Below are 14,613 nucleotides of genomic sequence, written 5' to 3'. Positions count from 1 at the left end.
CTACTGCGAGCGCGCCTCACCCAGGACCACCTGGATGTCGCGGTCCCCGGAGGACTCGCGCACCGTCAGCGTAATCGTCTCGCCGGGCGCGTGCGCACGGATCGCGACGATGAGTTCATCGGACACCGTGACCGGGACACCGTTGATCGCCACGATCACGTCGCCCGCGGCGATACCCGCCGCCTCCGCGGCACCACCCGGTGTGACCGGCGCCACACCGTCGACCTCCGCGTCGACCACCTTCACGCCCACACCGGTGTAGGAGGAGTCGAGCAGCACCCCGATCACGGGGTAGGTCGCGAACCCGTCGGCGATCAGTTGCTCAGCGGTGCGCCGCGCCTGGTTGGAGGGGATGGCGAAGCCCAGGCCGATGCTGCCGGATGCCTCCTGCGTGGAGGCCTGCGCGATGGCGGAGTTGATCCCGATCACCTCCCCCGACCGGTTGAGCAGGGGGCCGCCGGAGTTGCCCGGGTTGATCGCGGCGTCGGTCTGAATGGCGTTGATGAAGGAGGTCTGGGTGAGGTCACCGGCCAGCACGGGTCGGTTCAGCGCCGAGACGATCCCGGTGGTCACCGTGCCCTGGAGCCCCAGGGGCGCGCCGACAGCGACCACGGGCTGCCCCACCACCACCTCGTCGGAGTCGCCGAGCACGAGCGGCGTGAGTCCCTCGCGCTCGACCTTGAGGACGGCGAGGTCGTAGTCGACCGTCTCCCCCACGATCGTGGCGGGGAACTGCTCACCGTCGCTGAAGACGACCACGAGGTCGGCGCCCTCCGATCCGGCGACGACGTGCGCATTGGTGAGGATGTAGCCGTCCTCCCGCAGCACGAACCCGGAGCCGCTGGCGGCGAAGGAGGCACCCGTTACCTCGATCGAGACGGTGCTCGGTAGGGCCGTGGCTGCAATGCTCGCGACGTCGTAGAGGGAGTCCTCCTCGAGGTCCGGCTGCAGCAGGGTCTGCGGCACCGACCCGGACTCGGGCGGGTCCGGCTGGGATGCCCCCTGCGGATCGGAGGGACTCGACGAGCTCTGCCCGCTCGAGGTGGTCTCGATCCCGAACCAGGGGGCCAGGGCGAGCCCGGCGCTCATCCCCACCAGGAGCGCCAGCACGGCGATCACGGCGACGGTGCCGCCGGCGACCCCCCGCCGGCGAGGACGGGTGCGCGCGTAACTCTCAACCACGGGCGAGCATCCGCCAGCCGCGTTCGATGCGCTCGGCGAACGTCATCGAACTCGCCTCGAAGGAGGCAAGCACGGCATGGCATGCCTCGTCGCTGCCGTGAAGAGCCACGATCTCCTGTCCCACCTGAGCATTCCACCAGCCTTCCACGAAGTGCGTCTCGACACCGCCCAGTCTCACACTTCGCTCCACCTCCAGTCCGGCCAGGTCGAGGTCGCCGCGGCCCTCCAGGAGGATCACCGGTTCGCCGTCGACCTCCAGTTCCACGCGCAGCACCTGGTCGGTGACCATCGCCGCCGAGACCAGCACGGTGCCCTCCGGAAGGTCGCCCGGCCTGCCCCAGTCCTCGGGCCAACTGGTGGCCACGCTCTGCGCGGCGCCGGCAGCCTGGTCCGGGGTGTCGCCCTGGGCCTCGTCCTGGAGGTGGGCCTCGTCCTGGGCCTGGGAGCCGGCCACGTCCAGGCCCAGCATCGCCAGGAGGTCGCCCGCATCCTGCCCGCCGGTCGCGACCGGCCCCACGTCCTGCTCGGTGACGGCGGCCGCGGCCACGGCGGTGAGCCCCACCGGTGTGGCGGTCATGGGCCGGCCGCCCACGAGGTAGAGAGTCCCGACCCCCACCACGGCCACACCGGTCACGCTCGCGACCGTCACGGTCACGGCCATGCGGATGCCACGGCTGCGCCGTCGGGAATCGGCCCACGGTGCGGGCGCCGGCACCTGGCCACAGGAGAGCTGCAGGAGCCGTTCCTGCAGGCTCGCCGGCACCTCGGGCGCCCCCAGGGATGCGGTGAGTGCGCGCTGGCGTCGCGCCTCGGAGACCTCGCAGGAGCAGCGCGAACAGTGCGCCACGTGCCGGTCCAGCCGCTCGCGGCGGGCCGGCTCCAGCGTCCCGTCCACGTACGGCCCCAGATCGGTGCCGACGTGCCCGAGGCGCAGAAAGTCGGGTATCACGGAGCGACCCCCGCGGCCCGTGGGCCGGTCAGGAAGCCGTCGCCGGACCCGGCCACCTGGGGGTCGCGGTGCGCGAGCATCTCACGCAGCTTGGCCCGCCCACGGTGAATACGGGAGCGCACGGTACCCATGGAGATGCCGAGCACGTCCGCGATCTCCTCATACGGCAGGTCCTCGATGTCACGCAGCACCACGGCGGCGCGGTACTCCGGAGCGAGCTGGGCGAGCGCGGCCTGCACGTCCACATCCAGGTTGCCGATCTCGAAGCCGCGCTCGGGTTCGTCCGCGCGCGCGGCACGTGGCACGTCCGCCTCGTACTCACCGAGGGCCTGGGTGCGGTTGCGGGACTTGCGGCGCACCTGGTCCAGGAAGAGGTTGGTGGTGATCCGGTGCAGCCAGCCGTCGAACGTGCCCGGCTGGTAGCGGTCCAGGGAGCGGAAGACGCGCAGGAAGACCTCCTGCGTGAGGTCCTCCGCATCCGCCTGCTGCCCGGTCAGGCGGTAGGCGAGCCGGTACACCTGGGGCGAGTAGTCGCGCACCACGGCATCCCACGTGGGTGGCTGCCAGTCTTCGGTCTCCACGACCCTGCCCTTCCTCGGCCCTCGGATCTCGGTGTTCAAGTCTACGAGCGGCACCTGTGAAAACGCTGGACTGCCTAGGATGGTTCCCAGACGAAGGGAGTCCCCATGGCGGGATCGAGCGCCAAGGCGCAGAACTGGGTGTACACCGAGGGGTTGGCAGTCGAGAGCGAGGCCGCGCAGCAGGCGCGCGCCGCGGCCGCGGAGGCGGGTATCGAGTGCGTCACCCCGGCGACCGGCGCACTCCTGGAGACCTTCGCGGCCATGGCCCGCGCCAAGCACGTGGTGGAGGTCGGCACCGGAACCGGGGTCAGCGGCACGTGGCTGCTGGCCGGCATGGCGAGCGACGGCGTGCTGACCACCATTGATGTGGAGGTGGACCTGCAGCGCGAGGCCCGCCGGGCGTTCGCGGCCGCGGGGATCGCCTCCTCCCGCACCCGCACGATCGGTGGACGTGCCATGGACGTGCTGCCCCGCCTGGCGAACGGCAACTACGACCTGGTGCTCGTGGACGCCGAGGTGACCGACGCCGCCGATCACCTCGCTCAGGCCAAGCGCCTCCTGCGCCCGGGGGGAACCGTGGTGGTCACCGAGGCGCTGTGGGGCGACAAGGTCGCCGATCCGGCCCGCCGGGACTCCGACACGGTCGCGATGCGCGAGGTGATCCGCACCGTCATGGAGGACGAGGGCCTGCATGCCACGCTCCTGCCCACCGGCGGTGGGGTCCTGGTGGCCGTCAAGCGCTGAGCCCTCCGCGCGCACGCCCCGCTGCGCTTCTTCTCCCAGTCCTGACCTCTGTCTGACGTGCCTGGAGGCCTAGTACCCCGGCACGCAATAGGTGAGGGTGATGTACCCCGGGTTGCGGACGTAACGGGCCGTGCCGCCGTTGCCGGCCGCACCTCGTGTGGCGACGATTCCGGCGGCCACGAAATTGCCACCACCCCCACCACCGCCACCGATACCGATCCGAGAGACCTCGCCGCTCCCATCCGCTCGGAGCGAGCCGGCAGCACCGCTGCCCCCGCCGCCGTAGCCACCGCCTCCGGCACCGGAGACGACGTGCGTGACACTGCTACCCGCAAGGACGTCGACACCACTGCCGTTCCCGCCGTTGCCCGAGGGGCCCGCGGATCCCGCCGAGCCGGCGCGAAGCTGACGCTCGGAGAACTCGATCCCGAGACCAGTCACAGTGCTGGCGGTTGCCACTGCCCCCCGGCACCCCCCGCACCACCGGCCAGGGCGGACAGTCCGCCAGGGGCCACGAGCCACTGGTTCGGGTAATTCTCCATCGTCGCGAGTTGACCGCCACCGTGGTGCCAGGGAGTACCTCCCACTGCGCCAGACGTTCCCCACGCCATGCTCGGCGCCGTGTTCAACTGCGCAAAGGAGCCGTTCCCCCCGCCGCCGCCGGCGACGACGAGCGGCGAACCAGCGAGCAGGATCGCCGAACCACCTCCACCGCTCCCCCCGAAGTTGGTCCCGCTGGGCCCGGCGGGGTTGACGACGTCGCCACCGTTACCGTAGCCGCCACCGCCGAGCGCCTCCTGGGTGGCGTTGCCGATTCCGCCTGCTCCGGTGATGAGTGTCAACACCTGGCCACCCGTGACAGCCATCTCGCCGGTGATGAGCGCACCCGAGCCGGCAGCACCGAGCGCGTTGGAGTAGCCGCCGCCGCCGCCGGCGACCGCGAAAGTGACCGAGGTGACACCCGCGGGCACGGTCCAGGTCGTCTCGGTGCGCGCCTGCCCGTCCGGCACCGGAGCCGGGTAGGACACCGGCGTACAGGGCTGGGACGCTTGGGCGTGCGCCGGCGCGCCAGCAGCGACCGCCACGACAGGAACCGACCACACCGCCGACTTGGTGATGCCGCGCCGTGATATTCCCCTCTGGTTTCCGTCAGCAGTCATCGTAAGAACCATCCCCTCGGTGAGATCAGTGCGATCGTTGTGATGGGTGCGTCTGGGCCGGACTGGCCACAGCGTCCTCGATCGCTGGCTAGCCTTCCATCACGCACCACCCGTCGGATGCCGCCAACGGGTGATTCGAGGGGTGAAAACGGGTGATTTGAGGGGTGAACCCGGGCGCGGGCGCGCAGGCGCAGCCCACTCCTGGTCAGCGCAGGTGGCGATGTCGACCGCAAGAAGGCGGGGGCCGACCGGGCATACGCCCGGTCGGCCCCCGCCTCGCTGTCCAGGAGTGGGGGCGTGTGCTCAGCCGACGACCCCGTTGAGCTCGGAGTACAGGGACTGCGCCTCCTCGGCGTTCAGCTCGACCACGAGCCGCCCTCCGCCGTCGACGGGGATGCGGACAACGATGCCGCGACCCTCCTTGGTGACTTCCATCGGTCCGTCACCGGTTCTCGGCTTCATCGCGGCCATCGCGGTAAATCCCTCCGTCGTCATGGGCCTGACCTGGTGGTCTGCCATTGCAGTGCACGGCCGGCGGGGCACAGCCCCGCTGACGCGTGATGAACACCAGTGTACTCCGCACGCCCCGAGGAACGTGGCGCGGCTCACTCCGCTGCGCCCACTCCGCTGCTGCTACTCCGCCAGGTCGGCCGCCACGCGCCGCACGTACGCGACCGCCTCGACCGGATCGTCCACCACGTGCAGCAGGTCGAGGTCCATCTCGCCGATCAGACCTCGCGCCGCCAGGGTGGTGCGGATCCACTCCAGCAACCCGCCCCAGAATTCCCGGCCCACCAGCACGATCGGGAATCTGCGCACCTTGCCGGTCTGCACCAGGGTGATCGCCTCGAAGAGCTCGTCCATGGTGCCGAATCCCCCGGGCAGCACGATGAAGCCGGTGGCGTACTTCACGAACATGACCTTCCGCACGAAGAAGTACCGGAAGTTCACTCCGCGGTCCACGTGCGCGTTCATGCCCTGCTCGAAGGGCAACTCGATGCCCAGTCCCACGGACTGCCCGCCCGCCTCCCGCGCCCCCCTGTTCGCCGCTTCCATGAGACCGGGCCCACCGCCGGTGATCACCGCGTAGCCGTGCCGCACCAGTTCACGTGCGATCTCCTGGGCGACCTCGTACTCCGGTTCGCCCTCCGTCAGCCGTGCGGAGCCGAACACGGAGACTGCGGACCCCAGTTCGGCCAGGGCGCCGAAGCCCTCCACGAACTCGGACTGGATGCGCAGCACCCGCCAGGGGTCGGCGTGCAACCAGTCGGCGCCGTTGCCCCCAGAGAGCAGGCGCTCATCGGTGGTGGTCTCGGGGACCTGCTCTCCGCGCAGCATGACGCGGCCCGCTTGCCGTTCGCGCCGGGCCGACCTCTCGCGCTCGGGCGTGCTCATGCGTCCTCCTTCTCCTGCGGTGCTGCGGCGCCTGGCGCTCGGCCCAGCCATGCGGCCAGGGCGTCGGCCACGGCGGTGAACTGCGCCGTCGGGCAGCGTTCGTCATCGGCGTGGGCGAGCATCGGGTCGCCGGGCCCGAAGTTCAGCGCCGGAACGCCGAGGCGGGAGAACCGCGCGACGTCGGTCCAGCCGTACTTGGGATTCACCTGCGCGCCGGTGGCCGCGCGTGCCGCCTCCACGAAGCCTTGCGCCACGGGGTGGTCCAGGCCAGGGCGGGCACCCTCGGACAGGTCCGTGACGGTGAAGGTGAGCCCGGGGATGTCGGCGAAGACCGCGCGGACGTACGCCTCCGCCTCGGCGGCGTCTCGCGAGGGGGCGAACCGGTAGTTCACGGTGACGGTGGCGCGGTCGGGGATCATGTTGCCCGCAATGCCGCCGGTGACGAACACGGCGTTCAGTCCCTCGCGGTAGTCGAGTCCGTCCACCGTCACGGTCTCGCTCTCGTGTGCCGCCAGCGCGGCGAGCACCGGAGCCAGATCGTGCACGGCGTTGTGGCCGCGCCAGGCGCGCGCGGAATGCGCGGTCGTGCCCGTGGTGGCGATCTCGATGCGGATGGTGCCGTTGCATCCACCTTCGATGTGCGCGCCCGTGGGTTCACCCAGGATCGCCAGGTCCCCGGCCAGCCAGTTGGGGTGGTTGGCCGCGACCCGCCCGAGCCCGTTCTTGGTGGCCTCGACCTCCTCGTGGTCGTAGAAGACGTAGGTGACGTCCAGGGCCGGTGCAGGCTGGGTGGCCGCCAGGTGGAGGGCGACGGCGACGCCCCCCTTCATGTCCACGGTGCCTCTCCCCCACAGCACCTCACCCTCCCCCTCAAGGGTGCGCAGCTGCGTGGGCAGGTTCCCTGCGATCGGCACGGTGTCGAGGTGCCCCGCAATCACCACCCGACTCGTGCGGCCCAGGCGGGTGCGGGCGAGCACGGCGTCACCGTCGCGGAGCACCTCGAGGTGCGCCTGGGCGCGCAACACCGCCTCGACGGCGTCCGCCAGGTTCCGCTCGTCCCCGCTGACGGAGGGGATGTCGCAGATGGCGCGCGTGAGCGCCACCGGGTCGGACAGGTGCGGTGTCAGGTCCGCTGGCTCACGTGTCTCGCTCACCGTGTGAGCCTACGATGCGACCGAGCTCTGCCGCAGTCACCGGCTCCTACACGCAGCGAGCCGTGGCGGTGATGAAGCCGGGGACCCGTTGCTGGATGGTGCTGAACTCGGTGGTGCCCACCGAAACAATCGTGACCGAGGTGCTGATGAAGTTCGATCCCGCGCCACCGTTGCCACCAATGCTCCAAGCCAGGTCCCCCAGCGGACTCGCGTAGTAGAAGGCTACGGAACTGCCGCTCGCCCCGCCCCGGTACCCGCCGCCACCGGCGCCGGAGCCCACCGAGAAGCGCCCAGCCGAGGTCGCGGAGACCGCACTGGCGACCCCGGCCCCGCCCGAGCCGCCTTCGGCTCCCGGCAGGCCGACTACGGGATCGACCAGCTCACCCGCGGTGAACGTCGAGGTGGCCGCCGTTGCGGACGGGACGCCTACCGCGGCGTCGGTCGCGTTACCCCCGGGGAAGACGGTGATCAGCCCGGAGGGCTGCCCGGACCCCGCCCCCGATCGGGAGATGACCGAACTGGTTGCCGCAGTCCCGAAGGCGCCGGCGTGGGTGCTCGGCGAGGACGGGTAGCTCCATTCCCAGCTCGCGGGGCTCACTCCCTCGAGCATTCCCCCGCCGCCACCGCCACCGGCGATGACCAGTGGCGTGCCGTTGAGCAGGATTGCGGAGGCGCCGCCACCGCTTCCGCTGGTCCCGGTGTCACCTGCGCCGCCCGGCGCCGGCACGTCACCACCATCCGCGAATCCGCGGCCACCGGTGTTCGTGGAGCCTGTGCTGCGCTGCCCGAATCCGCCCTGGCCCACGACGAAGGTCACCATGTCGTTCTCGGCGACGGAGAAGGACCCCTGGATGAGCCCTGCGCCCCCGCCTGCCGCGAAGGGCGACGCCCCGCCTCGCCCACCGGCGATGGTGAAGTCGATCTGAGTGATGCCGGGTTCCACGGTGTAAAAGGAGGAGGCGCCGTCAGCAGCGTCGACGCGGATGTCATCGATCTCGGGGATGGGTAGTACGACATCCGCTGGGCACGGCCCGCTCGTTTCGGCGCGGGCCGGAGCGGAAGCGGTGGCCGCCACGATCGGCACGGACCACGCAGCCCCTCGGATGAGGGCGCGGCGGTTGGGCTGAGGACTGGTCACAAAGGCCTCCTTGGGCTGTCGACGAACTCCTGGTGGAGTCTGACAACGCCCCCGCTGGATCGAGGCTATGCGTCTGGCGACACCGGCGCGATCGGAGCACCGTTTGGTATCGCGTGGCACCGCGACCGGTGCTGGCACGCGAGCGAGCCGCTAGCGATCCCGCCGAGTCCGGGTTGTGGACACCGCCTCGCCGCTCGGTGTGACGGGCTTCCATTGCACCGCGTGGTCGCCGGAGGCTGCTGGCGCACTGGCGGGCGGGTAGCTCGCCGGAGCGTGCGCCACGGGCGAAACAGGCGGCTCCTGCGTGGCCGGGGCCGCTGCGGACGGCTCAGCAGACGAGGGCGAGGCCCCAGCGGAGGCAGAATCGCCGACGGCGCTGGCGTCACGACCCAGGCGCTGGCGCTTGGTGCCGGCGGGGGTGAGGGACTGGCCCTGACCGTCGGTGGAGCCGTAGTAGCCGCCGTAGTAGGCGCCGTAGTAGCCACCCTGGTACCCGGTGGACTTCTTCGAGACGGCGTTGAGCACCGTTCCGAGCAGTCGCCCGTTGGCTGCCTCAAGGTCCTCAGCCGCTGCGGTCACCTGATCGATCGTGGTGACACCGGCGCGGGCCACGAGCACGGCGCCGTCCACGCGGGCGGTCAGCACGGCCGCGTCGGTCACGGGCAGCAGCGGCGGGGAGTCGATGATCACGAACGCGTGCTCCTTGAGCTCCATGAGCAGGTCGTGCATCACGTCGGAGCCGAGCAACTCGCTCGGGTTCGGCGGGGCGGAGCCGGCCGGCAGCACGGCGAGGTTCTGGCTGTGCGGCCAGATCTGGATCACATCGTCGATCTCCGCGGCGTGCACCAGCACGTCGGTCAGGCCGGCGCCCTCCACGAGGCCGAAGCGGTCCGCCACGGTGGGCCGGCGCAGGTCCGCGTCCACGATGATGGCGCGCTGACCGCTCTCCGCGATCGCGATCGCGATGTTCGCGGCGACAGCGGACTTCCCCTCACCAGGCAGGGCGCTCGTGACCACGATCACCCGAGGCGGATCGTCCACGTTCATGAACCGGAGGTTCGTGCGGATGCGGCGGAACGCCTCGAGCGTGGGGGCGTTGCTGCGGTCCTCACGACCGGTCAACGCACTGGTGACATCCCCCGTCGGGACGGCGCCGAGCACGCTGGAGTTGGTAGCCCTTCGCAGCGCCTCGATCGTGCGCAACTTCTTGTCCGATTGATTGCGAATCAGCGCGTACAGGACACCGGCCACCGCTCCGACGAGCAGTCCGAGGACCACGCCCAGTTCCACGTTCGGCGAGATCGGGCGGGTTGGCAGCGCAGCGGCCTCGATCGGGATCAGGGTGAGACTCGAGGCGCCATCAGCCTCGCCGCCCTCGAGTTCCGCGACTTCCGCTGACAACGCGTAGACCCAGGCGTCCGCAAGGTCTCGCGCGTCCTCAGGCGTCGATGCCTCGGCGCTCACGCGGATCACCGGAGTCAACTCCGCCTGGCTCACGCTCACCCGCTGAACCAGTTCCTCCGGCGAGACGCTGAGTCCCTCCTCCGCGATCACGCGCTCGGCCACCGCACGCGATGTCCCGATCGTCACCCAACTCTCCGCACGGCTACGAGCCAGTGACTCGCTCGCACTCTCGAGCGCGACGTTGTCGCTGGCACCGGCCGAGACGTAGCCCGAGGCGTTCGCCGAGTACACCGGAGTCTGAACAAGGGTGTACGCCATGGAGATGGCCACCCCGGCGAGCGAACAGATCACCAGCGCGAGCCAATGGCGGCGCAGGACGCGCACATAGTCCAGGAACTCCACAAACACTCCTCAATCGGCCCTCGGTGCACCTCACCGCGACGTCGCCAAGCAAGGCAACAGTCTGCCACGTTTGAACGCAATAGCCAGTGGTCGTCGGACATATCACATCGCGCGCTGCATGAGCCACCCAACCCCCAGAGATGGCTCTGCCGATGGCCGTAGCGAGACACACCGCCTAGAGTAGGGTGGTCGCGGCGACCCCCGCGTGATTGAGCGCCGTGGCGCAGCGAGCCGCCGTCGAGTGAGGAGTCCGCCTGGTGATCCCATCCGTCGTGGAGGACGCGACAGTCGCCGAGAGCGCGCCCGTCCCTGAGCGTCGCGAGTCGCTGCGATCGCTCTTCACGCGCGGGCCACTCTTCGAGCGACTCGTGCTCGCCGCTGTCGCGGTGATCCCGTTCCAGTACGCGCTTACTCTCCAAGTAGGATTCCCCCTCAAGGGCACCGAGGTGTTCCTCGCAGCAGGCGTAGCCGTGTACATACTTGGCCCGAAGCCCAGGCGCTCCCCCCTCCAACCGGCTCGCTCTTCGCTGTGCTGGCCCTCGCGGGCCTTCTGTGTGTTTCGTTCGTCACGAACCTCGCGGTGCGCAACGGACATGCCTCGACACGCCCCTACTCGACCTCGCTCACGGTCGACATCACGCAGTACTCACTGTACGGCCTGATCGCTCTGGGCTTCTGGGGCGTTCTCGCGATGGTACCGAGGGAACGAATCGCGCGAGCGTTCCAGGTCTCCGTCTGGCTGTGTGGCGCGGCCTCTCTCGCCCAGTACGTCGGCGTACGGGTGGGCGCTGCCCCGCTGCTCGCGCAATTGGGCTTTCGCGTCGAGGGCGTGGACGACACATTCGAGTCGCTACGGTCCGGACCATTCTTGGAAGGTCAGCAGCTCGGCTTCTATGCGGGCGGAGTACTGCTCGTCTGCCTCTGGCGGCGATACTGGATGAGCGCCGTCGTCGCTGGCGCCTTGGTGCTGTTCTCTGAGTCGACTACGGCCTACCTCGGGCTCATGACGGGCCTCGCTGCCGCACTGCTACTCTTGCCGCGCCCGCGAGTCGTGGTCACCACGATTGCTGTCCTAGCAGGCCTCGCGATCGCAGCGCTCAGTGTTCCAGCATTCGGGACCGTCGTCGGGCGCCAACTTGCCAAGCTTGGGTTCACGCAGTTCGCTCCGGACTATGCATGGGCGACCGCCTCGCTAGACCTCCGAAGCGTGAAGGCCGAAGTCGCATTCGCCATCGCACAGGACTACCCCCTGTTCGGAGTAGGCCCAGGACGGTTCGCTGCCTACTTTTACCAGTACGCCTCCGAGTACCGACTGCCGTGGCGCTACTACAACACCCAGACTCGACCCATTGCAGAAAATGCCTACGGTCACATCGCGTCCGAGCTCGGGCTCATCGCACTGGGAGCCTTCGTCATCTTCATCGCGACGCTCGCGCTGGCCGCTCGTCGAGTCCACCCGGTGCTCGTCGCCCTTGCGGGGTTCGTCGCGATCGCCGTCTCGACTCAGTCCAGCTGGACGTTCCTGCCCATTTGGGCATTCTTGGGGCTTCTCGCAGCCCAGAACTCCACGCGAGGAGCGGAGTCGAACCAAGCACCAAAGCCCGCGACACGTGCGAGGAAATCGACGCACCCCTCTACCTGACCGAGCCCTGCTCGTGGCGTTGTGCGCGCTACGGATACCCTGGCAGCATCGCCGCCGAACGTGGCCCACAAAGGGGCTCTTCGTCGTTCTGGTGGGGAGTGAGGGGTTCGGCGCGGTGAGTGGGGCATACGCCGAGGATCAGAAGCGCCAACTTACTGATCCAGTTTCCAGGAAGACCTCGACGTGCTTGACTGTAGGTCTTCAGGTGGCTGGTCTGGGGCCCGCTGCTGAGGATGGTCCCGGCTGTCCTTTCGAGGCGTGACTCCGTGTCTGACTGGCCGCGCTCGCGAGTGCCTTGGTAGCGACGTGTCCGCCTCGGTGGGGTGGCCGGCGCTGTCCTCGGCCCATCTCGGTGACCTGATCAGAAGGTTGTCCAGCCCCGCGCGCGGGCGTTGGGACTCATTCACAGTCCTGTCCGGTGGTGACTCCTCCCTGGGCCAGCGCCGCCCTTCGTGGCCGGACCGTTGCCCCGGAAGAGGAAGGACCTGAGCCGCTGTGACCATCCTCGCGCACAACCACCCAATCGCCATCGGCGTGGACACCCACGCCCGCAACCACGCCCTGTCGATCTTGGGGACGCCTCACGGCGAGGTCGTCGACGCCGAGTTCCCCGCCACGAGCTCGGGGATGGCCCGTGCGCTCGATTGGGTGGGGCGCTGCACCGGCAGCGACCTCGAAGCGCTGTGGGTGATCGAGTGCTCCGCCTCCTACGGGTCCAACTGGCCCGCGCGGTCACGACGGCGGGCTACCGGGTCGTCGAGGCCGCGCGGATGAGCGCCAAGGACAACCACGGGATCGGCAAGTCCGACCCTTTGGGCGCACGGCGCATCGCCGCAGACTACGAGGGTGTGAGGGCTATCTCGGCGTTGTGCGGCGGAACGCGGCCCGGTGCCCTGTCGGGCTGATGCCGAGCCGTTGACCGAAGTGCTTTCGCAGCAGATCGTCGCTGGCGTACCCCACAGCATTGGCGACTTCGAGGACCGAGAGTCCGGTCTGTTCGAGGAGTCGCTGTGCCTCCCGTACGCGGAGGTCGTTGAGCCAGGTCAGCGGTGTCGTTCCGACTCGGTCAGCGAACCAGCGGTGGAACGTGCGCGGCGACATCGCGCAGGCTCCGGCCAGGTCCACGACAGGCCATGGACGGCGAAGGTCAGCGCTCACGAGAAGCTGCAATCGCTCGACGCTCGGCGCCGTCGTCCTCGGCATCACGGTATCGGCATACTGCGCCTGTGAACCCGGTCGGAAGACCGGAGTGACCATCGACCGCGCGACGATCTCGGCGGCCTCCGCGCCCCAATCCAGGCGGACAAGGTGGAGGAGCAGATCGATTCCGGCCGTGACCCCCGCGGACGTCCAGACACCATCACCACCGCAGTAGAGGTCGCGCTCGCGCACCTTGACCTTGGGGAATCTGCGGGCGAGCTGTGCAGCGAAACGCCAATGCGTCGTCGCCTCGCGGCCCTCGAGCAAGCCTGCGGTCGCCAGCGTGAACGCCCCAGTGCACAACGAGGCGATGGGCACACTGGCGTCGGCCGCGCCGGCGACAGTCTCGACCTCGATCGTGGCCGGCTCGAGGAGTGGATCATCGCTCCCAGGCACGATGAGCAGATCGAGCCCGGCGACCGCGTCGAGAGGATGGGTGCGCCGCAAGGACTGGACCCCGTCAAGGTCCGTGACGGATGCCGCGGCGAGAAGCCGTACCTCCGCGCACGGTAGCCCCCTGTCGGTGCGATCGCCATAGACCTCTCTGACCGCCGCGATATCGAACGCGCGTCGCCCGGGGCCAATCAGGACACCAACGACAGTCATGGCGCAATCTTATCGATCTACGTCACTCCTGCCACTCCCGAGGTCGTGCCCTGCTTGGTGAGGTAGGAGCATGAAAGCCAGCACTCGCACAACACTCATCGTCATCGACATGCAGAAGGGGTTCGATGACCCAAGTTGGGGGCCAACGACCAACCGAGAAGGCTGCCAGCGCAACGTCACCCGTCTCATCGGGGCCTGGACCGAGCGCTCGCTGCCGATCGTGGTTGTTCGCCACGCCAGCGTCAAGGTTGACTCGTCGCTTCATCGCAGCCATCCCGGCAACGCACTCATCGATCCGGTCGCCGCTGCCCCCGCAGCCCTGTTCGTCACCAAGACCGTGAACTCTGCGTTCCACGGAACTCCCGACCTCGAGCGGTGGTTGCGCGCCGAAGGCGCAGAGCAACTGGTGATGTGCGGAATCCAGACGAACATGTGCGTTGAGACCACGGCACGCATCGGTGGCAACCTCGGCTTTGACGTGATCGTGCCCCTCGACGCGACCCGCACCTTCGACCTCGCGGGCCCGGACCGAAGTGTCACAAGCGCCACCACCCTCATGCAGACGACCGCCACCAACCTTCACGGCGGCAAGTTTGCACGCGTCACCACGACCGACATCGTCATCAACGAACTGGAGCCTCCCCCGGTTGATGTCTCGTCCTCTTGAGCCCGAGGCAATTCCATCACGTCGATCTGGTGGGGCTCAGGGGGTGAGTCCGATTGCGGCGAGGACCATGCGGACGCGATAGTTGTCGCGGTTGCGGTAGCTGTAGGAGATGCGGCGGTGGAGCTCGCTGATGCCATTCACCGCCCCGGTGGGTCCGTTGTTCGCCCTGCAGGTGGTGAAGTAGGCCAGGAACGCCTCGCGCCAGCGCCTGAGGGTCCGCATGAGGCGGGCGACCGCGGGGGTGGGGCAGGTGTGGAAGGAGTCCAGGATCATCTCCGCCCGCCCCTTGCCCGCTGCCGTCTCCTTGTCACGGGAGAAAGTTCAGAGGTCCTGGGCGCAGCGCCGGGCCGTGTAGACCTCCTCGTGGACGGGGTGGCCTCGATCGCGGT

The 14,613-nt window shown here is 69.2% G+C and carries 15 protein-coding genes; 3 read left to right on the top strand and 12 right to left on the bottom strand.

The features are described from left to right. The 3 genes from ATL40_RS03285 to sigE are packed head-to-tail and all read right to left on the bottom strand — an operon-like array spanning position 1 to position 2,712. On the bottom strand, positions 1-1,182 hold the full coding sequence (locus tag ATL40_RS03285; protein ID WP_245866662.1) for a S1C family serine protease: 1,182 nt from the start codon (positions 1,180-1,182) through the stop codon (positions 1-3). Further along, a complete protein-coding gene (locus tag ATL40_RS03280) occupies positions 1,175-2,131 on the bottom strand; it encodes an anti-sigma factor family protein (protein WP_098468292.1) in 957 nt (318 codons plus the stop codon). The genes ATL40_RS03285 and ATL40_RS03280 overlap by 8 nt, the downstream gene beginning before the upstream one ends. Further along, positions 2,128-2,712 (bottom strand): RNA polymerase sigma factor SigE, encoded by a 585-nt coding sequence (gene sigE / locus ATL40_RS03275; protein ID WP_245866659.1) that lies wholly within the window; start codon positions 2,710-2,712, stop codon positions 2,128-2,130. The genes ATL40_RS03280 and sigE overlap by 4 nt, the downstream gene beginning before the upstream one ends. A 105-nt stretch (positions 2,713-2,817) precedes the next feature. On the opposite strand from sigE, the gene ATL40_RS03270 reads away from it, so the two are divergent. After that, positions 2,818-3,456, top strand: a complete 639-nt coding sequence (locus ATL40_RS03270) for an O-methyltransferase (protein ID WP_098468290.1) — start codon at positions 2,818-2,820, stop codon at positions 3,454-3,456. 69 nt (positions 3,457-3,525) lie between these two features. On the opposite strand, the gene ATL40_RS14945 is transcribed toward ATL40_RS03270, so the two are convergent. The 7 genes from ATL40_RS14945 to ATL40_RS03240 all read right to left on the bottom strand — a co-directional run bounded on the left by ATL40_RS14945 (position 3,526) and on the right by ATL40_RS03240 (position 10,109). After that, positions 3,526-3,897, bottom strand: coding sequence for a hypothetical protein (locus ATL40_RS14945; protein WP_169925863.1), 372 nt, complete (start codon positions 3,895-3,897; stop codon positions 3,526-3,528). Beyond that, a complete protein-coding gene (locus ATL40_RS03265) occupies positions 3,894-4,484 on the bottom strand; it encodes a hypothetical protein (protein WP_098468289.1) in 591 nt (196 codons plus the stop codon). Before ATL40_RS03265 ends, ATL40_RS14945 begins: the two co-directional genes overlap by 4 nt. 435 nt (positions 4,485-4,919) lie before the next feature. Continuing rightward, entirely contained in the window at positions 4,920-5,087 is a 168-nt protein-coding gene (locus ATL40_RS03260) for a DUF3117 domain-containing protein (RefSeq protein ID WP_098468288.1), read from the bottom strand. Between the two features lie 162 nt (positions 5,088-5,249). Beyond that, complete coding sequence (locus ATL40_RS03255; RefSeq protein ID WP_211283054.1) at positions 5,250-6,011, bottom strand: LOG family protein; 762 nt, start codon at positions 6,009-6,011, stop codon at positions 5,250-5,252. Beyond that, the gene (gene dapE, locus ATL40_RS03250; protein WP_211283053.1) at positions 6,008-7,165 is read right to left on the bottom strand and encodes a succinyl-diaminopimelate desuccinylase; all 1,158 of its coding nucleotides are present in this window, start codon (positions 7,163-7,165) and stop codon (positions 6,008-6,010) included. The genes ATL40_RS03255 and dapE overlap by 4 nt, the downstream gene beginning before the upstream one ends. 46 nt (positions 7,166-7,211) lie before the next feature. Next, positions 7,212-8,303: a hypothetical protein gene (locus ATL40_RS03245; RefSeq protein WP_098468286.1), complete on the bottom strand. Its 1,092-nt coding sequence runs from the start codon at positions 8,301-8,303 to the stop codon at positions 7,212-7,214. 150 nt (positions 8,304-8,453) lie between these two features. Then, positions 8,454-10,109 (bottom strand): tyrosine-protein kinase domain-containing protein, encoded by a 1,656-nt coding sequence (locus tag ATL40_RS03240; protein WP_169925862.1) that lies wholly within the window; start codon positions 10,107-10,109, stop codon positions 8,454-8,456. A gap of 529 nt (positions 10,110-10,638) precedes the next feature. On the opposite strand from ATL40_RS03240, the gene ATL40_RS03235 reads away from it, so the two are divergent. Continuing rightward, the gene (locus ATL40_RS03235) at positions 10,639-11,751 is read left to right on the top strand and encodes an O-antigen ligase family protein (RefSeq protein ID WP_143556848.1); all 1,113 of its coding nucleotides are present in this window, start codon (positions 10,639-10,641) and stop codon (positions 11,749-11,751) included. A gap of 855 nt (positions 11,752-12,606) precedes the next feature. On the opposite strand, the gene ATL40_RS03225 is transcribed toward ATL40_RS03235, so the two are convergent. Beyond that, entirely contained in the window at positions 12,607-13,557 is a 951-nt protein-coding gene (locus tag ATL40_RS03225) for a GlxA family transcriptional regulator (protein WP_098468282.1), read from the bottom strand. A 70-nt stretch (positions 13,558-13,627) separates the two neighbouring features. Between ATL40_RS03225 and ATL40_RS03220 the strand changes: the two genes are divergently transcribed. Next, positions 13,628-14,224, top strand: a complete 597-nt coding sequence (locus ATL40_RS03220; RefSeq protein WP_098468281.1) for a cysteine hydrolase family protein — start codon at positions 13,628-13,630, stop codon at positions 14,222-14,224. A gap of 36 nt (positions 14,225-14,260) precedes the next feature. On the opposite strand, the gene ATL40_RS15335 is transcribed toward ATL40_RS03220, so the two are convergent. Further along, positions 14,261-14,497: a transposase gene (locus ATL40_RS15335; RefSeq protein WP_245866656.1), complete on the bottom strand. Its 237-nt coding sequence runs from the start codon at positions 14,495-14,497 to the stop codon at positions 14,261-14,263. Positions 14,498-14,613 lie beyond the last annotated feature (116 nt).

Origin of the sequence: Serinibacter salmoneus, from assembly GCF_002563925.1 — a bacterium.
Taxonomy (GTDB): Bacteria; Actinomycetota; Actinomycetes; order Actinomycetales; family Beutenbergiaceae; genus Serinibacter; species Serinibacter salmoneus.
The sequence above is the reverse complement of the archived record's forward strand: the minus strand, read 5'-3'. Positions and strand labels throughout refer to the sequence as shown.

What these genes read in the sequence shown, in the direction of transcription:
- ATL40_RS03225 (WP_098468282.1), bottom strand. Translation starts at nt 13,557, where the DNA reads ATGACTGTCGTTGGTGTCCTGATTGGCCCCGGGCGACGCGCGTTCGAT.
- ATL40_RS03255 (WP_211283054.1), bottom strand. Translation starts at nt 6,011, where the DNA reads ATGAGCACGCCCGAGCGCGAGAGGTCGGCCCGGCGCGAACGGCAAGCG.
- ATL40_RS03260 (WP_098468288.1), bottom strand. Translation starts at nt 5,087, where the DNA reads ATGGCCGCGATGAAGCCGAGAACCGGTGACGGACCGATGGAAGTCACC.
- ATL40_RS03220 (WP_098468281.1), top strand. Translation starts at nt 13,628, where the DNA reads ATGAAAGCCAGCACTCGCACAACACTCATCGTCATCGACATGCAGAAG.
- ATL40_RS15335 (WP_245866656.1), bottom strand. Translation starts at nt 14,497, where the DNA reads ATGATCCTGGACTCCTTCCACACCTGCCCCACCCCCGCGGTCGCCCGC.
- ATL40_RS03270 (WP_098468290.1), top strand. Translation starts at nt 2,818, where the DNA reads ATGGCGGGATCGAGCGCCAAGGCGCAGAACTGGGTGTACACCGAGGGG.